This is a genomic window from Shigella sonnei (assembly GCF_002950395.1).
Lineage (GTDB): Bacteria > Pseudomonadota > Gammaproteobacteria > Enterobacterales > Enterobacteriaceae > ECMA0423.
The window spans coordinates 803,486-820,712 of the sequence record NZ_CP026802.1; the positions used below are offsets into that span (position 1 = coordinate 803,486).

At 48.1% G+C, this 17,227-nt stretch carries 17 protein-coding genes and 4 pseudogenes; 11 read left to right on the forward strand and 10 right to left on the reverse strand.

Annotated features, from left to right (window positions below; all coding sequences use genetic code 11):
- Positions 1-12: 12 nt before the first annotated feature.
- The 3 genes from msrQ to hiuH form a co-directional block, all read right to left on the reverse strand.
- Complete coding sequence (msrQ, locus tag C1P89_RS04135) at positions 13-648, reverse strand: protein-methionine-sulfoxide reductase heme-binding subunit MsrQ (protein WP_001240104.1); 636 nt, start codon at positions 646-648, stop codon at positions 13-15.
- Positions 649-1,653: a protein-methionine-sulfoxide reductase catalytic subunit MsrP gene (gene msrP / locus C1P89_RS04140; protein ID WP_000740103.1), complete on the reverse strand. Its 1,005-nt coding sequence runs from the start codon at positions 1,651-1,653 to the stop codon at positions 649-651. It abuts the gene before it with no gap.
- Positions 1,654-1,761: 108 nt separating this feature from the next.
- On the reverse strand, positions 1,762-2,175 hold the full coding sequence (gene hiuH, locus C1P89_RS04145; protein WP_000920132.1) for a hydroxyisourate hydrolase: 414 nt from the start codon (positions 2,173-2,175) through the stop codon (positions 1,762-1,764).
- Positions 2,176-2,307: 132 nt separating this feature from the next.
- On the opposite strand from hiuH, the gene hprR reads away from it, so the two are divergent.
- Both hprR and hprS read left to right on the forward strand, forming a co-directional pair.
- A complete protein-coding gene (hprR, locus tag C1P89_RS04150; protein WP_000698221.1) occupies positions 2,308-2,979 on the forward strand; it encodes a response regulator transcription factor HprR in 672 nt (223 codons plus the stop codon).
- Positions 2,979-4,337: a two-component system sensor histidine kinase HprS gene (gene hprS / locus C1P89_RS04155; protein WP_000826740.1), complete on the forward strand. Its 1,359-nt coding sequence runs from the start codon at positions 2,979-2,981 to the stop codon at positions 4,335-4,337. The genes hprR and hprS overlap by 1 nt, the downstream gene beginning before the upstream one ends.
- Before the next feature lie 107 nt (positions 4,338-4,444).
- Here the strand turns inward: hprS and hchA are convergent, their stop codons facing one another.
- On the reverse strand, positions 4,445-5,296 hold the full coding sequence (hchA, locus tag C1P89_RS04160) for a glyoxalase III HchA (RefSeq protein WP_000218213.1): 852 nt from the start codon (positions 5,294-5,296) through the stop codon (positions 4,445-4,447).
- 146 nt (positions 5,297-5,442) lie between these two features.
- Here hchA and C1P89_RS25765 point away from each other — a divergent pair, with 146 nt between their 5' ends.
- Positions 5,443-5,853, forward strand: coding sequence for a hypothetical protein (locus tag C1P89_RS25765; protein WP_001325374.1), 411 nt, complete (start codon positions 5,443-5,445; stop codon positions 5,851-5,853).
- Between the two features lie 33 nt (positions 5,854-5,886).
- On the opposite strand, the pseudogene C1P89_RS04170 reads toward C1P89_RS25765, so the two are convergent.
- The 3 genes and pseudogenes from C1P89_RS04170 to C1P89_RS04180 all read right to left on the reverse strand — a co-directional run.
- Positions 5,887-6,264, reverse strand: a pseudogene (locus C1P89_RS04170) (porin); the annotation flags it as partial.
- Between the two features lie 9 nt (positions 6,265-6,273).
- Positions 6,274-6,971 (reverse strand): IS1-like element IS1A family transposase gene (locus C1P89_RS04175; RefSeq protein WP_094096600.1). Its coding sequence is split into 2 segments (ribosomal slippage): positions 6,274-6,722 and positions 6,722-6,971, totalling 699 coding nucleotides; the frame shifts between segments, so codons are not numbered across the junction.
- A 55-nt stretch (positions 6,972-7,026) separates the two neighbouring features.
- Positions 7,027-7,827: pseudogene (locus C1P89_RS04180) on the reverse strand (porin); the annotation flags it as partial.
- Between the two features lie 650 nt (positions 7,828-8,477).
- Between C1P89_RS04180 and drpB the strand changes: the two are divergent.
- The 4 genes and pseudogenes from drpB (at position 8,478) to vsr (ending at position 11,390) form a co-directional block, all read left to right on the forward strand.
- Positions 8,478-8,759, forward strand: a complete 282-nt coding sequence (gene drpB / locus C1P89_RS04185; RefSeq protein WP_001297704.1) for a cell division protein DrpB — start codon at positions 8,478-8,480, stop codon at positions 8,757-8,759.
- Between the two features lie 39 nt (positions 8,760-8,798).
- Positions 8,799-9,454: pseudogene (locus C1P89_RS04190) on the forward strand (phosphohydrolase).
- A 66-nt stretch (positions 9,455-9,520) separates the two neighbouring features.
- A complete protein-coding gene (dcm, locus tag C1P89_RS04195; protein WP_001157273.1) occupies positions 9,521-10,939 on the forward strand; it encodes a DNA-cytosine methyltransferase in 1,419 nt (472 codons plus the stop codon).
- The gene (gene vsr / locus C1P89_RS04200) at positions 10,920-11,390 is read left to right on the forward strand and encodes a VSPR family DNA mismatch endonuclease (protein WP_000786008.1); all 471 of its coding nucleotides are present in this window, start codon (positions 10,920-10,922) and stop codon (positions 11,388-11,390) included. The genes dcm and vsr overlap by 20 nt, the downstream gene beginning before the upstream one ends.
- Here the strand turns inward: vsr and yedA are convergent.
- Positions 11,379-12,300: pseudogene (gene yedA / locus C1P89_RS04205) on the reverse strand (drug/metabolite exporter YedA). The gene vsr and the pseudogene yedA overlap by 12 nt on opposite strands.
- Before the next feature lie 172 nt (positions 12,301-12,472).
- On the opposite strand from yedA, the gene C1P89_RS04210 reads away from it, so the two are divergent.
- From C1P89_RS04210 to dgcQ, 3 genes are all read left to right on the forward strand, one after another.
- Positions 12,473-13,390 carry a DUF808 domain-containing protein gene (locus tag C1P89_RS04210; protein ID WP_000922683.1) on the forward strand — a complete coding sequence of 306 codons (918 nt, stop codon included), beginning with the start codon at positions 12,473-12,475 and terminating at the stop codon, positions 13,388-13,390.
- 78 nt (positions 13,391-13,468) lie between these two features.
- Positions 13,469-13,651, forward strand: a complete 183-nt coding sequence (locus C1P89_RS04215) for a YodC family protein (protein ID WP_000009307.1) — start codon at positions 13,469-13,471, stop codon at positions 13,649-13,651.
- Positions 13,652-13,821: 170 nt separating this feature from the next.
- Positions 13,822-15,516 carry a cellulose biosynthesis regulator diguanylate cyclase DgcQ gene (dgcQ, locus tag C1P89_RS04220; RefSeq protein WP_001515472.1) on the forward strand — a complete coding sequence of 565 codons (1,695 nt, stop codon included), beginning with the start codon at positions 13,822-13,824 and terminating at the stop codon, positions 15,514-15,516.
- Here the strand turns inward: dgcQ and C1P89_RS04225 are convergent.
- A complete protein-coding gene (locus tag C1P89_RS04225) occupies positions 15,513-16,328 on the reverse strand; it encodes a mannosyl-3-phosphoglycerate phosphatase-related protein (RefSeq protein WP_000491524.1) in 816 nt (271 codons plus the stop codon). The genes dgcQ and C1P89_RS04225 overlap by 4 nt on opposite strands.
- A gap of 297 nt (positions 16,329-16,625) precedes the next feature.
- Positions 16,626-16,853: a peroxide/acid resistance protein YodD gene (gene yodD, locus C1P89_RS04230; protein ID WP_000844800.1), complete on the reverse strand. Its 228-nt coding sequence runs from the start codon at positions 16,851-16,853 to the stop codon at positions 16,626-16,628.
- A gap of 162 nt (positions 16,854-17,015) precedes the next feature.
- On the opposite strand from yodD, the gene dsrB reads away from it, so the two are divergent.
- Complete coding sequence (dsrB, locus tag C1P89_RS04235; protein ID WP_000867217.1) at positions 17,016-17,204, forward strand: protein DsrB; 189 nt, start codon at positions 17,016-17,018, stop codon at positions 17,202-17,204.
- The last annotated feature ends 23 nt before the right edge of the window (positions 17,205-17,227 follow it).

A 17,227-nucleotide genomic window follows, 5' to 3' on the forward strand; every position in this document is an offset into this window, starting at 1 on the left:
GGCAATATGAAGTTATACAGATAATTTGTTGTGAACCTGCTTGCGTAACCGCTTAAAAAGGGAACGCAACTTCTTATACCGTAAGGCTAAAAGCAGTACAGCCAGCCCAGCGTAGATGAGCGGCTGCGGTGAAATAATCTTCACTGACCACAGATAATGTATTGGGGCCAGGATCGCGACAAGATAGACGAAATTATGCAACTGTTGCCAGTGCTTGCCGAGTTTTCGCTGCATCGCCTGGGTTGAAGTAAACGCTAAAGCAAGCAAAATAACCCAGCTGATAATTCCTAACGTTAAATAAGGCCGGGTAATTAACTCCTTGCCTAATAACGCCAGATTATTCACGCCCAGCTCCAGCAATGCGTAACTGGTTAAATGCAGTGTCGCCCAGGCAAAGCACCATAAGCCTAACAGGCGGCGAGTGCGTATCAATAACGGCTGTTTTGCGTAGCGTGCCAGAGGTGTGATTAACAAGGTCGCCAGCAAAAATTTCAGTGCAGTGCGACCGGTAAAATGCTGAATATCTTTCACCGGATCGGCACCCAGTCCACCGTGATTGATCGCCCAGACCAGCCAGAGAAACGGCAACAATCCGGCAAGATGCAGGCTAACTTTCAGCCATGTCACCTGTTTTGCTGTCAGACGCATTCAGAAATTCTCCCGCAAATCCAGGCCACGATACAGCGATGCCACCTGGTCGGCGTAACCATTAAACAGTAGCGTTGGCTGGCGCTGAACATCGAGGATGCCGCCTGAACCAATAAATCGTTCGGTAGCCTGTGACCAGCGCGGGTGATCAACATGCGGATTAACGTTGGCGTAAAAACCGTATTCGTCAGGCGCTGCCAGATTCCAGGTGGTTGGCGGACGCTCGCGGGTCAGCTTAATACTGACTATCGATTTAATCCCTTTAAAGCCATATTTCCACGGCACAATCAGTCGTACCGGCGCGCCATTTTGTGGCGGTAACGCCTTGCCATAAACACCCACGGTCATCAGTGTGAGCGGATGCATTGCTTCGTCGAGACGCAATCCTTCGACATAAGGATATTTCAGCCCGCCGCCGATAAAGCGGTCCTGCTGGCCTGGCATTTGTTCCGGTGCATAAATTGTTTCGAAAGCGACATACTTCGCATTGCTGGTGGGTTCGGCAAGCGCCAGCAATTTGTGCAGCGGAAAACCAATCCACGGCACCACCATCGACCATGCCTCCACGCAGCGCATACGATAAATACGCTCTTCCAGCGGGAAGCGACGGGTTAAATCATCGTGATCGAGGGTCAATGGTTTTGCCACTTCGCCGCTGATTTTCAGTGTCCATGGATCGGTTTTCAGGCTACCAGCATTAGCGGCGGGATCGGCTTTATCCAGCCCGAATTCATAGAAGTTGTTATAACCGGAGACTTTATCTACTGGCGTCAGTGGCAGATTATTTTGCCAGGCGGTAGGCTTGCTGAACTCCAGCGGTTTTCCGGCGGGGGCGGGCGGGCGATCGTTCCCTTTAAACCAGCTAAGCAGATCGGCATGCGCAGCGTGAGGCAAAGAAAGTGCAGCTGCGCTGATGCCCAGTGCTTTTAACACCTGTCGACGCTTCATAAAGAATACCGACTCGGCCGTAACATCTGATTCTTTTAAAAATTGATTCTTTTTCATAAGCCATCACACTTTTTTGTCGTTAGCCAGCAAGAGCCGTTTACTGTTAATCTGTCAGGGAGTGTCCTCCCTAACAGTAGCAGAGATCTGCTTTTACATATTTATGCATTAACTGCCACGATAGGTTGAATACCCATATTGGCTAAGTAATAAAGGCACATGATAATGCTCGTTCACTTTATTAATATGAAATTCAACGGGGATCTCAGGGAAGAAACTTTCAAGATTTTGTTTCTTGAAATAGTCCCCGGTTTTAAATACGACACGGTAATCGCCCGTAGTTGCAGTTTGCTCGGGCCACAGTGCCTTAATTCGTCCATCCTTATCTGTTTTGGCGGTATTAAGTTGTAACCAGCCGTTGTCCGCTTTCTTTTCAAGAGTGACTGTCACGTCGGCAGCGGGTTTTCCGGTTTGCTGGTTCAAAATGTGCACGCTAAGAATGTTTTGTTGTGCGGCATAAACCAAAGAAGGTAATGAAAATGCTGCCGTTACTACGGAGAGTACTAAATAACGCTTTAACATGTTTATATCCTTGTCATGTGAATGAGTTTTGAGGATAGCGAAAAAGCGGCCAGGGTAACCTTACAGCAGCATTACAATTTTGTAATGAACTAGGCTGTTTCTATAACATATGATTTATGGCATATTATTTTCATGAAGATTTTACTTATTGAAGATAATCAAAGGACCCAGGAGTGGGTAACGCAGGGGCTTTCCGAAGCGGGTTATGTCATTGATGCCGTTTCTGATGGCAGAGATGGGCTTTATCTTGCGCTGAAGGATGATTATGCATTGATCATTCTGGATATTATGCTTCCGGGTATGGATGGCTGGCAGATCTTACAAACGTTAAGAACAGCAAAGCAAACCCCTGTTATTTGCCTTACTGCAAGGGATTCTGTCGATGACAGAGTCAGAGGGCTGGACAGTGGAGCAAATGATTATCTGGTAAAACCTTTTTCATTTTCTGAGTTGCTGGCAAGGGTTCGGGCACAATTAAGGCAACATCACGCTTTGAATTCAACATTAGAAATCAGTGGCTTAAGAATGGACTCTGTAAGTCAAAGTGTGAGCAGGAACAATATCAGTATTACACTGACGCGCAAGGAGTTTCAGTTACTTTGGCTACTGGCCTCCAGAGCTGGCGAAATTATACCCAGAACGGTTATTGCGAGTGAAATTTGGGGAATCAACTTTGATAGTGATACCAATACGGTGGATGTCGCCATTCGCAGGCTCCGCGCAAAAGTTGATGATCCTTTTCCTGAAAAGCTAATCGCCACAATCCGGGGGATGGGCTATTCATTCGTAGCGGTAAAAAAATAATGAAAAGATTATCTATAACCGTCCGTTTAACCTTGCTTTTTATATTGCTGCTGTCTGTTGCTGGCGCTGGAATTGTCTGGACTCTCTATAATGGCCTGGCAAGTGAGTTGAAATGGCGCGATGATACAACACTCATTAACCGGACAGCACAGATCAAGCAGTTGTTAATTGATGGGGTAAATCCAGATACGTTACCTGTATACTTTAACCGGATGATGGATGTTAGTCAGGATATCTTGATCATTCATGGTGATGGCATCAATAAAATTGTTAACCGGACAAATGTCAGTGATGACATGTTAAATAACATACCTGCTAGTGAGACAATCAGCGCAGCTGGCATTTACAGAAGCATTATTAATGATACTGAGATTGATGCTTTACGAATTAATATTGATGAAGTTTCGCCATCATTAACGGTTACTGTGGCTAAATTGGCTTCAGCCAGACATAACATGCTTGAACAGTATAAAATTAATAGCATTATAATTTGCATTGTCGCCATTGTACTTTGCTCAGTATTAAGTCCGCTGTTAATCAGAACGGGATTACGAGAGATCAAAAAGTTGAGTGGTGTAACGGAAGCGCTGAATTATAACGATAGCCGGGAGCCTGTTGAGGTTAGCGCATTACCGAGAGAACTAAAACCTCTTGGGCAGGCGTTGAATAAAATGCATCATGCTTTAGTCAAAGATTTTGAGCGTCTAAGTCAATTTGCTGACGATCTCGCTCATGAACTTAGAACGCCCATTAATGCATTACTGGGTCAGAATCAGGTTACGCTCAGTCAAACCAGAAGTATCGCTGAATATCAAAAAACAATTGCCGGTAACATTGAAGAGCTGGAAAATATTTCGCGGTTAACAGAGAACATACTGTTTCTTGCCCGGGCAGATAAAAACAATGTTTTGGTGAAACTGGACTCGCTTTCTCTCAATAAGGAAGTCGAAAATTTGTTGGATTATCTTGAATACCTTTCAGACGAGAAAGAGATTTGCTTTAAGGTCGAGTGCAATCAGCAAATCTTTGCGGATAAAATTTTACTGCAACGAATGTTATCGAATCTTATTGTTAATGCCATTAGATATTCACCAGAAAAATCGCGTATTCATATAACCAGTTTTCTTGATACCAACGGCTATCTTAATATTGATGTCGCCAGTCCTGGAACGAAAATTCATGAGCCTGAAAAACTCTTCCGTAGATTTTGGCGGGGAGATAATTCGCGTCATTCCGTAGGTCAGGGACTTGGTCTTTCTTTAGTCAAAGCGATTGCCGAATTACATGGGGGAAGTGCTACGTATCACTATCTCAATAAGCATAATGTGTTCCGGATTATGTTACCGCAAAGAAATTAACATAGGGCTTCAGTACGCCATAAATCAACCATGAAAAAACGCAGCCACGTCGTGAGTATTAACGTGGCTGCGATTGATTATGCGTTTACATTCAAACGTAACAGGGATTAATCCGCATAAGCTGCCAGCATTTCCTGCGCCGCCAGTTTACCCAACGCATTCGCTGCGAAAGGACTGTCGCCGGTGAGAACTTTACGGTCCTTATGTACTCGCCCGGTGATGTCGTCATTAATAATGTTCATGCCCATTTTCTTCAGCTCTTCGCCGAAGTACCAGGTGAGATGACCCGGCATATAGCCTATCTCTGGCGTTTGTTTGTCTGCGGCGTCTGGGAATGCGCAAATGGAATAACCATTCAGTGGGTTATCGCCGTGGCGAAGCGCCAGAAAAGCCGCCGGGCCGTGGCAAAGGGAGATAACAAAACGGTCATTTTTGATTGCCCACTGCAAAGCAGCAGCTACGTCCTGGCTTTCTGGTAAACCAATAAGTGCGCCATGACCACCAGGAACAAAGATTGCTGCATATTCGCTATCAGCGTTGAGGCTGGCGACAACATCCGCGAGTTTCTTCGGATTGCGGAACAACGATTTATGCTGCTCAAAGAATGGCATTACTTTTTCATCTTTGTGCGGCATAGCCCAGTATTCAAACTTGGTCATCAGACCGGAAATGGTCGCCACTTCGAATTCGAAACCAGCAGCATGGAGATGATACAACGGCAGCAACGTTTCAATCGGATGGTTACCGGTCGAGAACAGTTTTCCGTTATCGGTTGGCAAATAACGTTCGTCCGCGGCGATCACCAGAATTTTATGCTTACCGCGATACGGTTTTGGATAGTCCACGCCATCAAGATCAGAGACGGGACTGGTATATTGGCTAAGCGAATATTCTGAAGGGAAGAATGCATTATCTTCAGCAATATCGACCTGCGGATTTTTACTTGTTTGAACAGTCATAGTGTATTCCTTATTGTTGCTTAGTTAGGGTAGTCACTATATTTGCGACTGAGCTGGTCGCTATTTTTAACCAGTCTGGAAAATTGAGTCAATATATCGAAAGCGGTAGTCGGCGGGTGTAAGTATGTAATGATGATGCTGCACTGGTGTTGAATATTATTCACGCCAAATTTTCCTTATTGAGCAACGTCGTCGCAAGTGGCCTCAATGATTTTAGACCATTATCAAAGGTACGGGGCGGCGGGGAGAGATTTAGTGCTGTGAAATATTGTGGTACTGATGAATATTTATATCGCGGATTGGTAGAGAAAAGATTATTTCATGCACTATTTTTGCAAATATTTCTATATGGGAAGCGTGTTTGTTACGGATTAATTCATAAAGAAATGCATTTGGGTGTTGGTTTGAAGAGTCGCTGGTTGATGTTATTGTGCCAGGAGGGGCAGGGTAAGGTGCTGTATCGATATGCATTGGCAATTGCGTGTGCCGCAGATGGAGATGAAATGCCAATAAAAAAGCCTGAATTCGATGAGGGACGAACTCAGGCTAGTGTTTAGTTTTACAGTAACACGCCGCAGCACGTTGGCTGATTAGAACTGGTAGACTAAGCCCACACCAACAACGTCATCTGTTGCGATGCCATTGTTGTCATAGAAATCGTCATCTTTATCCAACAAGTTTATTTTATAGTCAACATATGTTGAGAAGTTCTTATTGAAATAGTAGGTCGCTCCAATTTCAACATAGTTGACCAGATCCTGATCAACATACTCTTGATGACCATTGTTGTTATAGTCGTTACCGCCGAGGTCTTTGCCTTTTGAATAAACATATGCAAGAGATGGGCGCAGACCAAAATCGAACTGATACTGTGCTACAGCTTCAAAGTTCTGGGTTTTATTTGCGATACCCACATTACCATATGGTGTCATATTGCGGGTTTCAGCATACATCATTGCAAGGGTAATGACTCCAACTTATTGATAGTGTTTTATGTTCAGATAATGCCCGATGACTTTGTCATGCAGCTCCACCGATTTTGAGAACGACAGCGACTTCCGTCCCAGCCGTGCCAGGTGCTGCCTCAGATTCAGGTTATGCCGCTCAATTCGCTGCGTATATCGCTTGCTGATTACGTGCAGCTTTCCCTTCAGGCGGGATTCATACAGCGGCCAGCCATCCGTCATCCATATCACCACGTCAAAGGGTGACAGCAGGCTCATAAGACGCCCCAGCGTCGCCATAGTGCGTTCACCGAATACGTGCGCAACAACCGTCTTCCGGAGACTGTCATACGCGTAAAACAGCCAGCGCTGGCGCGATTTAGCCCCGACATAGCCCCACTGTTCGTCCATTTCCGCGCAGACGATGACGTCACTGCCCGGCTGTATGCGCGAGGTTACCGACTGCGGCCTGAGTTTTTTAAGTGACGTAAAATCGTGTTGAGGCCAACGCCCATAATGCGTGCAGTTGCCCGGCATCCAACGCCATTCATGGCCATATCAATGATTTTCTGGTGCGTACCGGGTTGGGAAGCGGTGTAAGTGAACTGCAGTTGCCATGTTTTACGGCAGTGAGAGCAGAGATAGCGCTGATGTCCGGCAGTGCTTTTGCCGTTACGCACCACCCCGTCAGTAGCTGAACAGGAGGGACAGCTGATAGAAACAGAAGCCACTGGAGCACCTCAAAAACACCATCATATACTAAATCAGTAAGTTGGCAGCATCACCCATTGCAAGATAAACATTGTTGGCGTCGTATTTTGCACCAAATGTCCATGCTTCAGCTGTATCACCACCAGCAAATTTGCTGTATTCATTGTAGTGATACCCGCCAAGAGCTACTTGAGAATTGGTACGGTCAGAGTTTGAGTAAGCGGCACCTAAGCTCAAACCGAAGTCAAAGTCATATGAAGTGGAAAGACCAAAACCATCACCGTTCTGGAAGCGAACGTCTTCGTGACCATTTTTAGTACCTTCTTGATCTTCTCCTGCATTGCTGCCTTCGTTGTTACCTTGATACTGCAATGCAAAGTTCAGACCTTCCACCAGACCGAAGAAATCACTATTGCGGTAAGTAGCTACCCCATTTGCACGGCCTGCCATGAAGTTATCAGTCCAGGTATAGGAGTCGCCGCCGAATACAGGAAGCATATCTGTCCAGGCTTCAACGTCGTAAATCACACCATAGTTACGACCATAGTCAAAGGAGCCCATCTCGCCGAACTTCAGACCTGCAAAAGCAAGTTTGACATAAGTATTATCAGAACCTTCAGTGTCGCTAGCCTTTGTTTTGGTCAGTGCTTGACCATAACCAGTTAACTGATCTGTAATTTGGGTCTCACCTTTGAAGCCTAACTCGATGATAGTTTCATCGCCGTCATCGCCAGGGTTATCGGAAAAAGTATGACGAGCATCAACTTTTCCGTACAGATCCAGTTTATTGCCATTTTTATTATAAATTTCAGCCGCATTTGCTGCGCCAGCAACTAATAACGCTGGGACCAGCATTGCCAGAACTTTTCTTTTCATTATGTATTCCCTTGTGATTATAATCTTCATGAATATATCAATAAGTGCCGTTATCCAAAAAAAAAGCACATTTGGATACTATTCTATGAAGTTCATTTTATTTTAAAGATTGCGTGTAACAAATGTATTTAAAAGATTTCAAAATGTTTCTAATCTATTTAATATAATTCAGAATTATGAATTCTAAATATAAACATCCATGAAAATTATAAATGTATATCAATATGTTATGAGTTGAATGGAAAGATAGGGAGTATCAATGATTGTTGCGCCAAACGGCAGGCGTGATCACGCGCACATTAATGAAGGTATAAAAAAAGCCGGCATCATGCCGGCCCAAAAAATATAAACAAGACGATAAAAGGCTAATAACGGGGTTATCATGACACAGAAATCAAAAAAGGTATAATTGTATTCAGTGCTAATATATTGTTTGGGTGAATTAATAAAACTATTACCAAGGATATAAATAAATCTTTATTGCTGTTTTTCCAGTAATTATTGCCGTTGCGCAAAATTTATCTATTTGTTCAAAAAATGATTGAGTCTTGACTGGCTCATCCAATGTGGAAAAATGTGACTTTTATCACATAATAGTACTAAGTCTGAATTTTCCGGGTTATCTCAAAATGGAATACGGTTCGACAAAGATGGAAGAGAGACTCTCTCGCAGCCCTGGCGGCAAATTGGCTTTGTGGGCTTTCTATACATGGTGTGGCTATTTCGTCTGGGCAATGGCGCGTTACATCTGGGTGATGAGCCGGATCCCTGATGCCCCGGTGTCGGGATTTGAAAGCGATTTAGGCTCTACCGCGGGAAAGTGGTTAGGGGCACTGGTCGGATTTTTATTTATGGCTCTGGTCGGGGCATTGTTAGGCAGCATTGCCTGGTACACCCGACCTCGTCCCGCACGTAGCAGACGCTATGAATAAAAACTGCTAAGGTGGCGACTCTTTGGCAACGGAGCGCGTATGGACTTACAACACTGGCAGGCACAGTTCGAAAACTGGTTGAAAAACCATCATCAGCACCAGGACGCGGCACAGAAGCTGGCGGCAGATGACGATGTCGATATGCTGGTGATTTTAACCGCCTGTTATTTTCACGATATTGTGAGCCTGGCGAAAAATCATCCGCAAAGGCAGCGTTCTTCAATCCTGGCGGCAGAAGAGACGCGTCGCCTGCTCCGTGAAGAGTTCGAGCAATTTCCGGCGGAGAAAATCGAGGCCGTTTGTCATGCCATTGCCGCTCACAGTTTCAGCGCGCAAATCGCCCCTTAACAACGGAAGCTAAAATCGTCCAGGATGCGGATCGGCTGGAAGCCCTGGGGGCGATTGGCCTGGCGCGCGTGTTTGCCGTTTCAGGGGCATTGGGCGTGGCGCTGTTTGATGGTGAAGATCCGTTCGCACAGCATCGCCCGCTTGATGATAAACGCTACGCGCTGGATCATTTCCAGACTAAGTTGCTGAAGCTACCGCAAACCATGCAAACCGCAAGAGGCAAGCAGCTGGCGCAGCACAACGCGCATTTTTTAGTCGAGTTTATGGCGAAGCTCAGTGCCGAACTGGCGGGGGAGAATGAAGGTGTCGATCACAAGGTGATAGATGCGTTTTCACCCGCGGGATAAGCGCGTGGCCCTAAATGGCTGTAATTATGTTAACCTGTCGGCCATCTCAGATGGCCGGTTAAATCTATGCAGGAAAATATATCAGTAACCGATTCATACAGCACCGGGAATGCCGCACAGGCAATGCTGGAGAAACTGCTGCAAATTTATGATGTTAAAACGCTGGTGGCGCAGCTTAATGGTGTGGGTGAGAATCACTGGAGCGCGGCAATTTTAAAACGTGCGCTGGCGAATGACTCGGCATGGCACCGTTTAAGTGAGAAAGAGTTCGCCCATCTGCAAACGTTGTTACCCAAACCATCGGCACATCATCCGCATTATGCGTTTCGCTTTATCGATCTATTTGCCGGAATTGGCGGCATCCGTCGCGGTTTTGAATCGATTGGCGGACAATGCGTGTTTACCAGCGAATGGAACAAACATGCGGTACGCACTTATAAAGCCAACCATTATTGCGATCCGGCGACGCATCATTTTAATGAAGATATCCGCGACATCACCCTCAGCCATAAAGAAGGCGTGAGTGATGAGGCGGCGGCGGAACATATTCGTCAACACATTCCTGAACACGATGTTTTACTGGCCGGTTTCCCTTGTCAGCCATTTTCGCTGGCTGGCGTATCGAAAAAGAACTCGCTCGGGCGGGCGCACGGTTTTGCCTGCGATACCCAGGGCACGCTGTTTTTTGATGTGGTACGCATTATCGACGCGCGTCGTCCGGCGATGTTTGTGCTCGAAAACGTCAAAAACCTGAAAAGTCACGACCAGGGTAAAACGTTCCGCATCATCATGCAGACGCTGGACGAACTGGGCTATGACGTGGCTGATGCAGAAGATAACGGGCCGGACGATCCGAAAATCATCGATGGTAAACATTTTCTGCCGCAGCACCGTGAACGCATCGTGCTGGTGGGTTTTCGTCGCGATCTTAATCTGAAAGCCGATTTTACTCTGCGTGATATCAGCGAATGTTTCCCTGCACAGCGAGTGACGCTGGCGCAGCTGTTGGACCCGATGGTCGAGGCGAAATATATCCTGACGCCGGTGCTGTGGAAGTACCTCTATCGATATGCGAAAAAACATCAGGCGCGCGGTAACGGCTTCGGTTATGGAATGGTTTATCCGAACAATCCGCAAAGCGTCACGCGTACGCTGTCTGCGCGTTATTACAAAGATGGCGCGGAAATTTTAATCGATCGCGGCTGGGATATGGCCACGGGTGAGAAAGATTTTGACGATCCGCTGAATCAGCAACATCGTCCACGTCGGTTAACGCCTCGGGAATGCGCGCGCTTAATGGGTTTTGAAGCGCCGGGAGAAGCGAAATTCCGCATTCCGGTTTCGGACACTCAGGCCTATCGCCAGTTCGGTAACTCGGTGGTCGTGCCGGTCTTTGCCGCGGTGGCAAAACTGCTTGAGCCAAAAATCAAACAGGCGGTGGCGTTGCGTCAGCAAGAGGCACAACATGGCCGACGTTCACGATAAGGCCACTCGCAGCAAAAATATGCGCGCGATTGCCACGCGTGATACGGCGATTGAGAAGCGCCTCGCCAGTCTGTTAACCGGGCAGGGCCTGGCGTTTCGCGTTCAGGACGCCAGTCTGCCCGGAAGCCCGGATTTTGTCGTTGATGAATATCGCTGCGTGATATTTACCCATGGCTGCTTCTGGCATCATCATCACTGCTATCTGTTTAAAGTGCCTGCGACTCGAACCGAGTTCTGGCTGGAGAAGATAGGTAAAAATGTTGAACGCGATCGCCGCGATATCAGTCGTTTGCAGGAACTCGGCTGGCGCGTACTGATTGTCTGGGAGTGTGCATTACGTGGGCGCGAGAAGCTGACGGATGAAGCGCTTACCGAGCGTCTGGAAGAGTGGATCTGCGGCGAAGGTGCCAGCGCGCAGATCGACACGCAGGGGATTCATTTACTCGCTTGATGCGTCCTGAATAACTGGCGCAACTACGGGTTTTGCCGGGAAGAGATATTTTCCCAACGTGACCAGTACCACCGCGAAGACAATTACGCCGAGCGCCAGCCATTCAATCTTCGACAGCGTCTCTCCGCCCAGTCCCGTACCCAGCAAGACCGCGACCACCGGGTTAACGTAGGCGTAGCTGGTGGCGAGAGCCGGACTGACATTACGGATTAAATACATATAAGCGTTGATGGCGATAATCGAACCAAACAGCGCCAGATAGCCGACCGCAAGGAAGCCTGAAAGGGAAGGGAGCGCCGTCAGTTTTTCACCTGCAATCATCGACGCGATCATTAACACCACGCCTGCCGCCAGCATCTCAATCGCACCCGCCATCATCCCTACAGGTAAGGTAATGCGCGAGCCATAAACCGAGCCAAACGCCCAGCTAATCGAGCCGATTAAAATCAGAATCGCGCCCCACGGATTGCCGCTTAAATTTCCACCGCTATTGAGCATGATGATTCCGGCAAGCCCAATGGCGATACCCACCCATTCCAGTTTGCGCGTTTTAATGCCAAACAGGCGGCTGAAGCACCAGGGTAAAGAGGGGCACGGTTGCAACCACAACGGCGGCGATGCCGGAAGGAACATTTTGATGCTCGGCAACCGTCACCATGCCATTACCGACAGCCAGCAATAACAGGCCAATCAGCGCGGCATTGAGCAGCGGACGTAGCGGGGGGAGCTTGTGTCCGCGCAGTAGCAAAAATGCCATCAATAAAATACCGGCTGCCAGGAATCGAACGCCTGCCATCATTAACGGAGGCCAGCTTTCCACGCCAATCCGAATGACAAAATAGGTTGAGCCCCAAATGATATACAACGCAAACAGCGCGCCAAAAAGCGGTAACAACTGGCGGAAACGCATAATCCCTCACGGTGGAAATAAAAAGGTGGTTCATAGTAAACGTGAAAATCATTCTGCTGGCGAGAGATATAATTGCACTTGATTGTAAAAAAAATGTTGACCTGTGAAGCAAGTATCAGAGCTGCCGTTTTTGCTTCATACTTACACCCTTCAACAATAAAAATGAGAGGGAATGCTTTTGGCCGGGAGTAGTTTACTGACGTTGCTCGATGATATCGCCACACTACTGGACGATATCTCCGTGATGGGCAAACTGGCGGCGAAGAAAACCGCCGGTGTATTAGGGGATGACTTATCGCTCAATGCGCAACAAGTTTCAGGCGTGCGGGCCAACCGGGAACTTCCCGTGGTCTGGGGCGTGGCGAAAGGATCGCTGATTAATAAAGTGATTCTGGTGCCGCTGGCGCTGATCATCAGTGCGTTTATCCCGTGGGCGATTACGCCTCTGTTGATGATTGGTGGCGCGTTTCTCTGCTTTGAAGGAGTAGAGAAAGTGCTGCATATGCTGGAGGCGCGTAAACATAAAGAAGATCCGGCGCAGAGCCAGCAGCGTCTGGAGAAGCTGGCGGCGCAGGATCCGCTGAAGTTTGAAAAGGACAAAATAAAAGGGGCGATTCGTACCGATTTTATATTGTCTGCCGAAATCGTCGCCATCACGCTGGGGATTGTGGCCGAAGCGCCGTTGCTTAATCAGGTGCTGGTGCTTTCAGGCATCGCGCTGGTAGTGACCGTGGGCGTCTACGGTCTGGTAGGGGTTATCGTTAAGATTGATGACCTGGGGTATTGGCTGGCGGAAAAATCCAGCGCGCTGATGCAGGCATTAGGTAAAGGGTTATTGATCATTGCGCCCTGGTTGATGAAGGCGTTATCGATTGTCGGCACGCTGGCGATGTTCCTCGTCGGCGGCGGTATTGTGGTACATGGTATTGCGCCGCTGCATCACGCCATTGAACATTTCGCCGGGCAGCAAAGTGCAGTGGTGGCGATGATATTACCGACTGTTTTAAATCTGATTCTTGGATTTATCATCGGCGGCATCGTGGTGCTGGGAGTGAAAGCCGTAGCGAAAATGCGCGGTCAGGCACATTAATACTCGTACAGGCTATTATGCAAAATTCGCCATCTTCAACTAAGGTGAACAAGTTTCACTCGAAAAAAGGAGGCGAGTATGAGCTTTATGGTTAGTGAGGAAGTTACGGTTAAAGAGGGCGGCCCGCGGATGATTGTCACTGGATACTCCAGCGGTATGGTTGAGTGTCGTTGGTATGACGGTTACGGGGTCAAGCGGGAAGCTTTTCATGAAACCGAGCTTGTTCCGGGGGAGGGGAGTCGTTCTGCGGAAGAAGTTTGAAAGGGTATCATTAACACCAGGCCGGATCACTTCCGGCCTGGTGTGCCAATGCCTGCAATGAATGATAGTCGCGTCTTATCATGCCACCATTATAAAATTATCGCTGTTTTGCGGTACGCTATCGCCAGGTTATGCCAGAATCATAAAAAAGCAGGTTGGGAGTCGTCAGGGTGCAGCACGAGACAAAAATGGAAAACCAGAGCTGGTTGAAAAAACTCGCACGCCGCCTGGGGCCTGGTCATGTCGTTAATCTCTGCTTTATCGTGGTATTGCTTTTTTCCACCTTGCTGACCTGGCGTGAAGTGGTAGTGCTGGAAGATGCCTATATCTCCAGCCAGCGTAATCATCTGGAAAACGTAGCCAACGCGCTCGATAAGCATTTGCAGTATAACGTCGACAAACTGATCTTTTTGCGTAATGGCATGCGCGAAGCTCTCGTAGCGCCACTGGATTTCACTTCACTGCGTAATGCTGTAACCGAGTTCGAACAGCATCGCGACGAGCACGCCTGGCAAATTGAACTCAACCGACGACGCACCCTGTCAGTCAATGGCGTATCGGATGCATTAGTCAGCGAGGGGAATCTCCTGTCTCGCGAAAATGAAAGCCTCGACAATGAAATTACCGCTGCACTGGAAGTTGGTTACTTGCTGCGACTGGCGCACAACACCTCGTCGATGGTTGAACAGGCGATGTATGTCTCGCGTGCCGGATTTTACGTTTCGACGCAGCCGACCTTGTTTACGCGCAATGTACCAACGCGTTATTACGGCTATGTCACCCAACCCTGGTTTATCGGCCATTCGCAACGAGAAAATCGTCACCGCGCGGTACGCTGGTTTACTTCGCAACCGGAACACGCCAGCAATACTGAACCGCAGGTTACCGTCAGTGTTCCGGTAGACAGTAATAACTACTGGTATGGCGTGCTGGGGATGAGTATTCCCGTGCGTACCATGCAGCAATTTTTAAGAAACGCCATCGATAAAAACCTCGATGGTGAGTATCAGCTCTATGACAGTAAGCTGAGATTTTTGACCTCTTCCAATCCTGACCATCCAACAGGGAATATTTTTGATCCTCGTGAACTGGCCTTGCTGGCGCAGGCGATGGAACATGACACGCGGGGCGGCATTCGTATGGACAGTCGCTATGTTAGCTGGGAACGTCTGGACCATTTCGACGGTGTGCTGGTGCGCGTCCATACGCTAAGCGAAGGCGTGCGCGGCGATTTCGGCAGTATCAGCATTGCATTAACCCTGCTGTGGGCGCTCTTTACCACCATGTTACTCATCTCCTGGTATGTGATTCGCCGGATGGTTAGCAACATGTATGTTCTGCAAAGCTCGTTGCAGTGGCAGGCGTGGCACGACACCTTAACCCGTTTATATAATCGTGGCGCACTGTTTGAAAAAGCCCGTCCGCTCGCGAAATTGTGTCAGACGCACCAACATCCTTTTTCTGTCATTCAGGTCGACCTTGACCATTTTAAAGCGATTAATGACCGCTTTGGTCATCAGGCGGGCGACCGTGTTCTTTCTCATGCTGCCGGATTAATTAGCAGTTCCTTGCGTGCGCAGGACGTTGCCGGGCGGGTCGGTGGTGAGGAGTTTTGTGTGATTCTGCCAGGCGCGAGTCTGACGGAGGCTGCGGAAGTCGCAGAACGTATTCGCCTGAAGTTAAATGAAAAAGAGATGTTGATTGCTAAGAGTACGACGATACGCATCAGTGCCTCGTTGGGGGTAAGTAGCAGCGAGGAAACCGGTGATTATGATTTTGAACAACTCCAGTCACTGGCTGACCGTCGGCTTTATCTCGCTAAACAGGCCGGGCGTAATCGGGTATGCGCGAGCGATAACGCTTAACGAGCGGAGAAAAAATGGTCCAGCCCTTCACGCCAGCCTTCCGGTCCTTCACGCTGCGTTCGCCAGACGCGGGTCGGATCCTCATCATGCAGATGCACCCCTTCACGGTTTAGCCCTTTCACAATCACCGCGTAATCCATTACCTCCAGTAAGGGCGCATCGTTTGGCCCATCGCCCAGGCCAAGTGTGGTTGGGCGTTTGCCTGATAATTGTTGATAGGTCGCGATAATCCAGTTGGCGGCCTGATCTTTTCCGGCAGAGGCATCCAGGACGTGCCAGAAGCGCGCACCCTGCATAAACTGTAAGCCCAGTTCGTTCAGACGAGCGGTAAATTGTGCCATACGCTCGTCACTGTCGCGCCAGATTAGCGTTACCGACGCCTCATGCAGCTGCGTCAGCGCCGCCTGGCTACGGCTTAATCCCGTCCATTCGGCGATGGTTGCATCGTCGACATCATCGAAAGTCGTGAATTTAAAATGTTCTTTCTCGCGTAGCGTATTTAAAACCTGGCTGATTTCGCCATGGCTAATACCTGAGATGATGCGTGGAAAACCGTCTATATCCTGCCATTGTTCAGCAAGCTGGATCACTGCGCCATTTTCGGCAATCAGTGGTAACCCTTGTAGCCCCAACGTTTTTTGCAAGTACAGCATTTCCGCTGAAGTTTTACTGCTACAGAGAATGACGGGAACATTCGCTTCGCGTAAACGGCTGAGCCAGAGGGCAGTCGGTTGCCAGTCATAACTATGACTGTCCAGCAGGGTGCCATCAAGATCGCTAAAAACCAGTAGTGGTTGTTGAATTGAAAACATGGTCGTGCAGTTCTCCCCTTACCAGGATGATTCTCAAAACAGCACAAATAATCAAAGATGATTTTTTCGGGAGCGATCCCGTTGACGCCAGAGCCACCAAGGGGTGACGCACGTCACATTTCTATTCATAAGTAGCGTTAATTATTCATATCGCGAATATTTTCTTGTCAGCGAAAAAAATTGCGGATAAGGTGATGAACACATCAGATTTCCTGGTGTAACGAATTTTTTAAGTGCTTCTTGCTTAAGCAAGTTTCATCCCGACCCCCTCAGGGTCGGGATTTTTTTATTGTGCATTCAACGATTCACTTCAGAGACGCTGAAGTCATGAATATCCAGTTCGAAGGCATCCGCCAATTCACGCCATGTATGATATTCACGTCCATCGACGCTAACGTGTTCAGAATCGTTCTGGCTGCGATGAACTTCGCTTTCGCTAATTTCATTGATCGCCGCCAGCAGGGCATCGACATCGACGCTGACCTCACGTTTTGCGGTATCGCTGTACTCTTTTGCGGTTTTCATCATCTTTCCTCGCAACCGTTACTCTGTTGTTGCCGCCAGTCGTTAAGTCCGCCTGGCATCTCTTAAGTATAGACCGTCGAGAAAATCAGCACTCGCGCGCGCCTGGAGCTGCCAGAAAAACGAAATTGTTCTACACTGGCACAAAGCCACAGGAGGAAAACGATGAAGGTGAATGATCGGGTAACAGTCAAAACGGATGGCGGTCCGCGTCGTCCTGGCGTGGTACTGGCAGTTGAGGAGTTTAGTGAAGGCACAATGTACCTGGTTTCGCTGGAAGACTACCCGCTCGGCATCTGGTTCTTTAATGAAGCAGGGCATCAGGACGGTATCTTTGTGGAGAAAGCAGAGTAATCTTATTCAGCCTGACTGGTGGG

Excerpts from the sequence above, each read along its gene's own strand:
- hprS (WP_000826740.1), top strand. The coding sequence starts at position 2,979 with ATGAAAAGATTATCTATAACCGTCCGTTTAACCTTGCTTTTTATATTG.
- msrQ (WP_001240104.1), bottom strand. The coding sequence starts at position 648 with ATGCGTCTGACAGCAAAACAGGTGACATGGCTGAAAGTTAGCCTGCAT.
- dsrB (WP_000867217.1), top strand. The coding sequence starts at position 17,016 with ATGAAGGTGAATGATCGGGTAACAGTCAAAACGGATGGCGGTCCGCGT.
- C1P89_RS04215 (WP_000009307.1), top strand. The coding sequence starts at position 13,469 with ATGAGCTTTATGGTTAGTGAGGAAGTTACGGTTAAAGAGGGCGGCCCG.
- hchA (WP_000218213.1), bottom strand. The coding sequence starts at position 5,296 with ATGACTGTTCAAACAAGTAAAAATCCGCAGGTCGATATTGCTGAAGAT.
- C1P89_RS04210 (WP_000922683.1), top strand. The coding sequence starts at position 12,473 with ATGCTTTTGGCCGGGAGTAGTTTACTGACGTTGCTCGATGATATCGCC.
- drpB (WP_001297704.1), top strand. The coding sequence starts at position 8,478 with ATGGAAGAGAGACTCTCTCGCAGCCCTGGCGGCAAATTGGCTTTGTGG.
- dcm (WP_001157273.1), top strand. The coding sequence starts at position 9,521 with ATGCAGGAAAATATATCAGTAACCGATTCATACAGCACCGGGAATGCC.
- yodD (WP_000844800.1), bottom strand. The coding sequence starts at position 16,853 with ATGAAAACCGCAAAAGAGTACAGCGATACCGCAAAACGTGAGGTCAGC.
- hprR (WP_000698221.1), top strand. The coding sequence starts at position 2,308 with ATGAAGATTTTACTTATTGAAGATAATCAAAGGACCCAGGAGTGGGTA.
- C1P89_RS04225 (WP_000491524.1), bottom strand. The coding sequence starts at position 16,328 with ATGTTTTCAATTCAACAACCACTACTGGTTTTTAGCGATCTTGATGGC.
- hiuH (WP_000920132.1), bottom strand. The coding sequence starts at position 2,175 with ATGTTAAAGCGTTATTTAGTACTCTCCGTAGTAACGGCAGCATTTTCA.
- msrP (WP_000740103.1), bottom strand. The coding sequence starts at position 1,653 with ATGAAAAAGAATCAATTTTTAAAAGAATCAGATGTTACGGCCGAGTCG.
- vsr (WP_000786008.1), top strand. The coding sequence starts at position 10,920 with ATGGCCGACGTTCACGATAAGGCCACTCGCAGCAAAAATATGCGCGCG.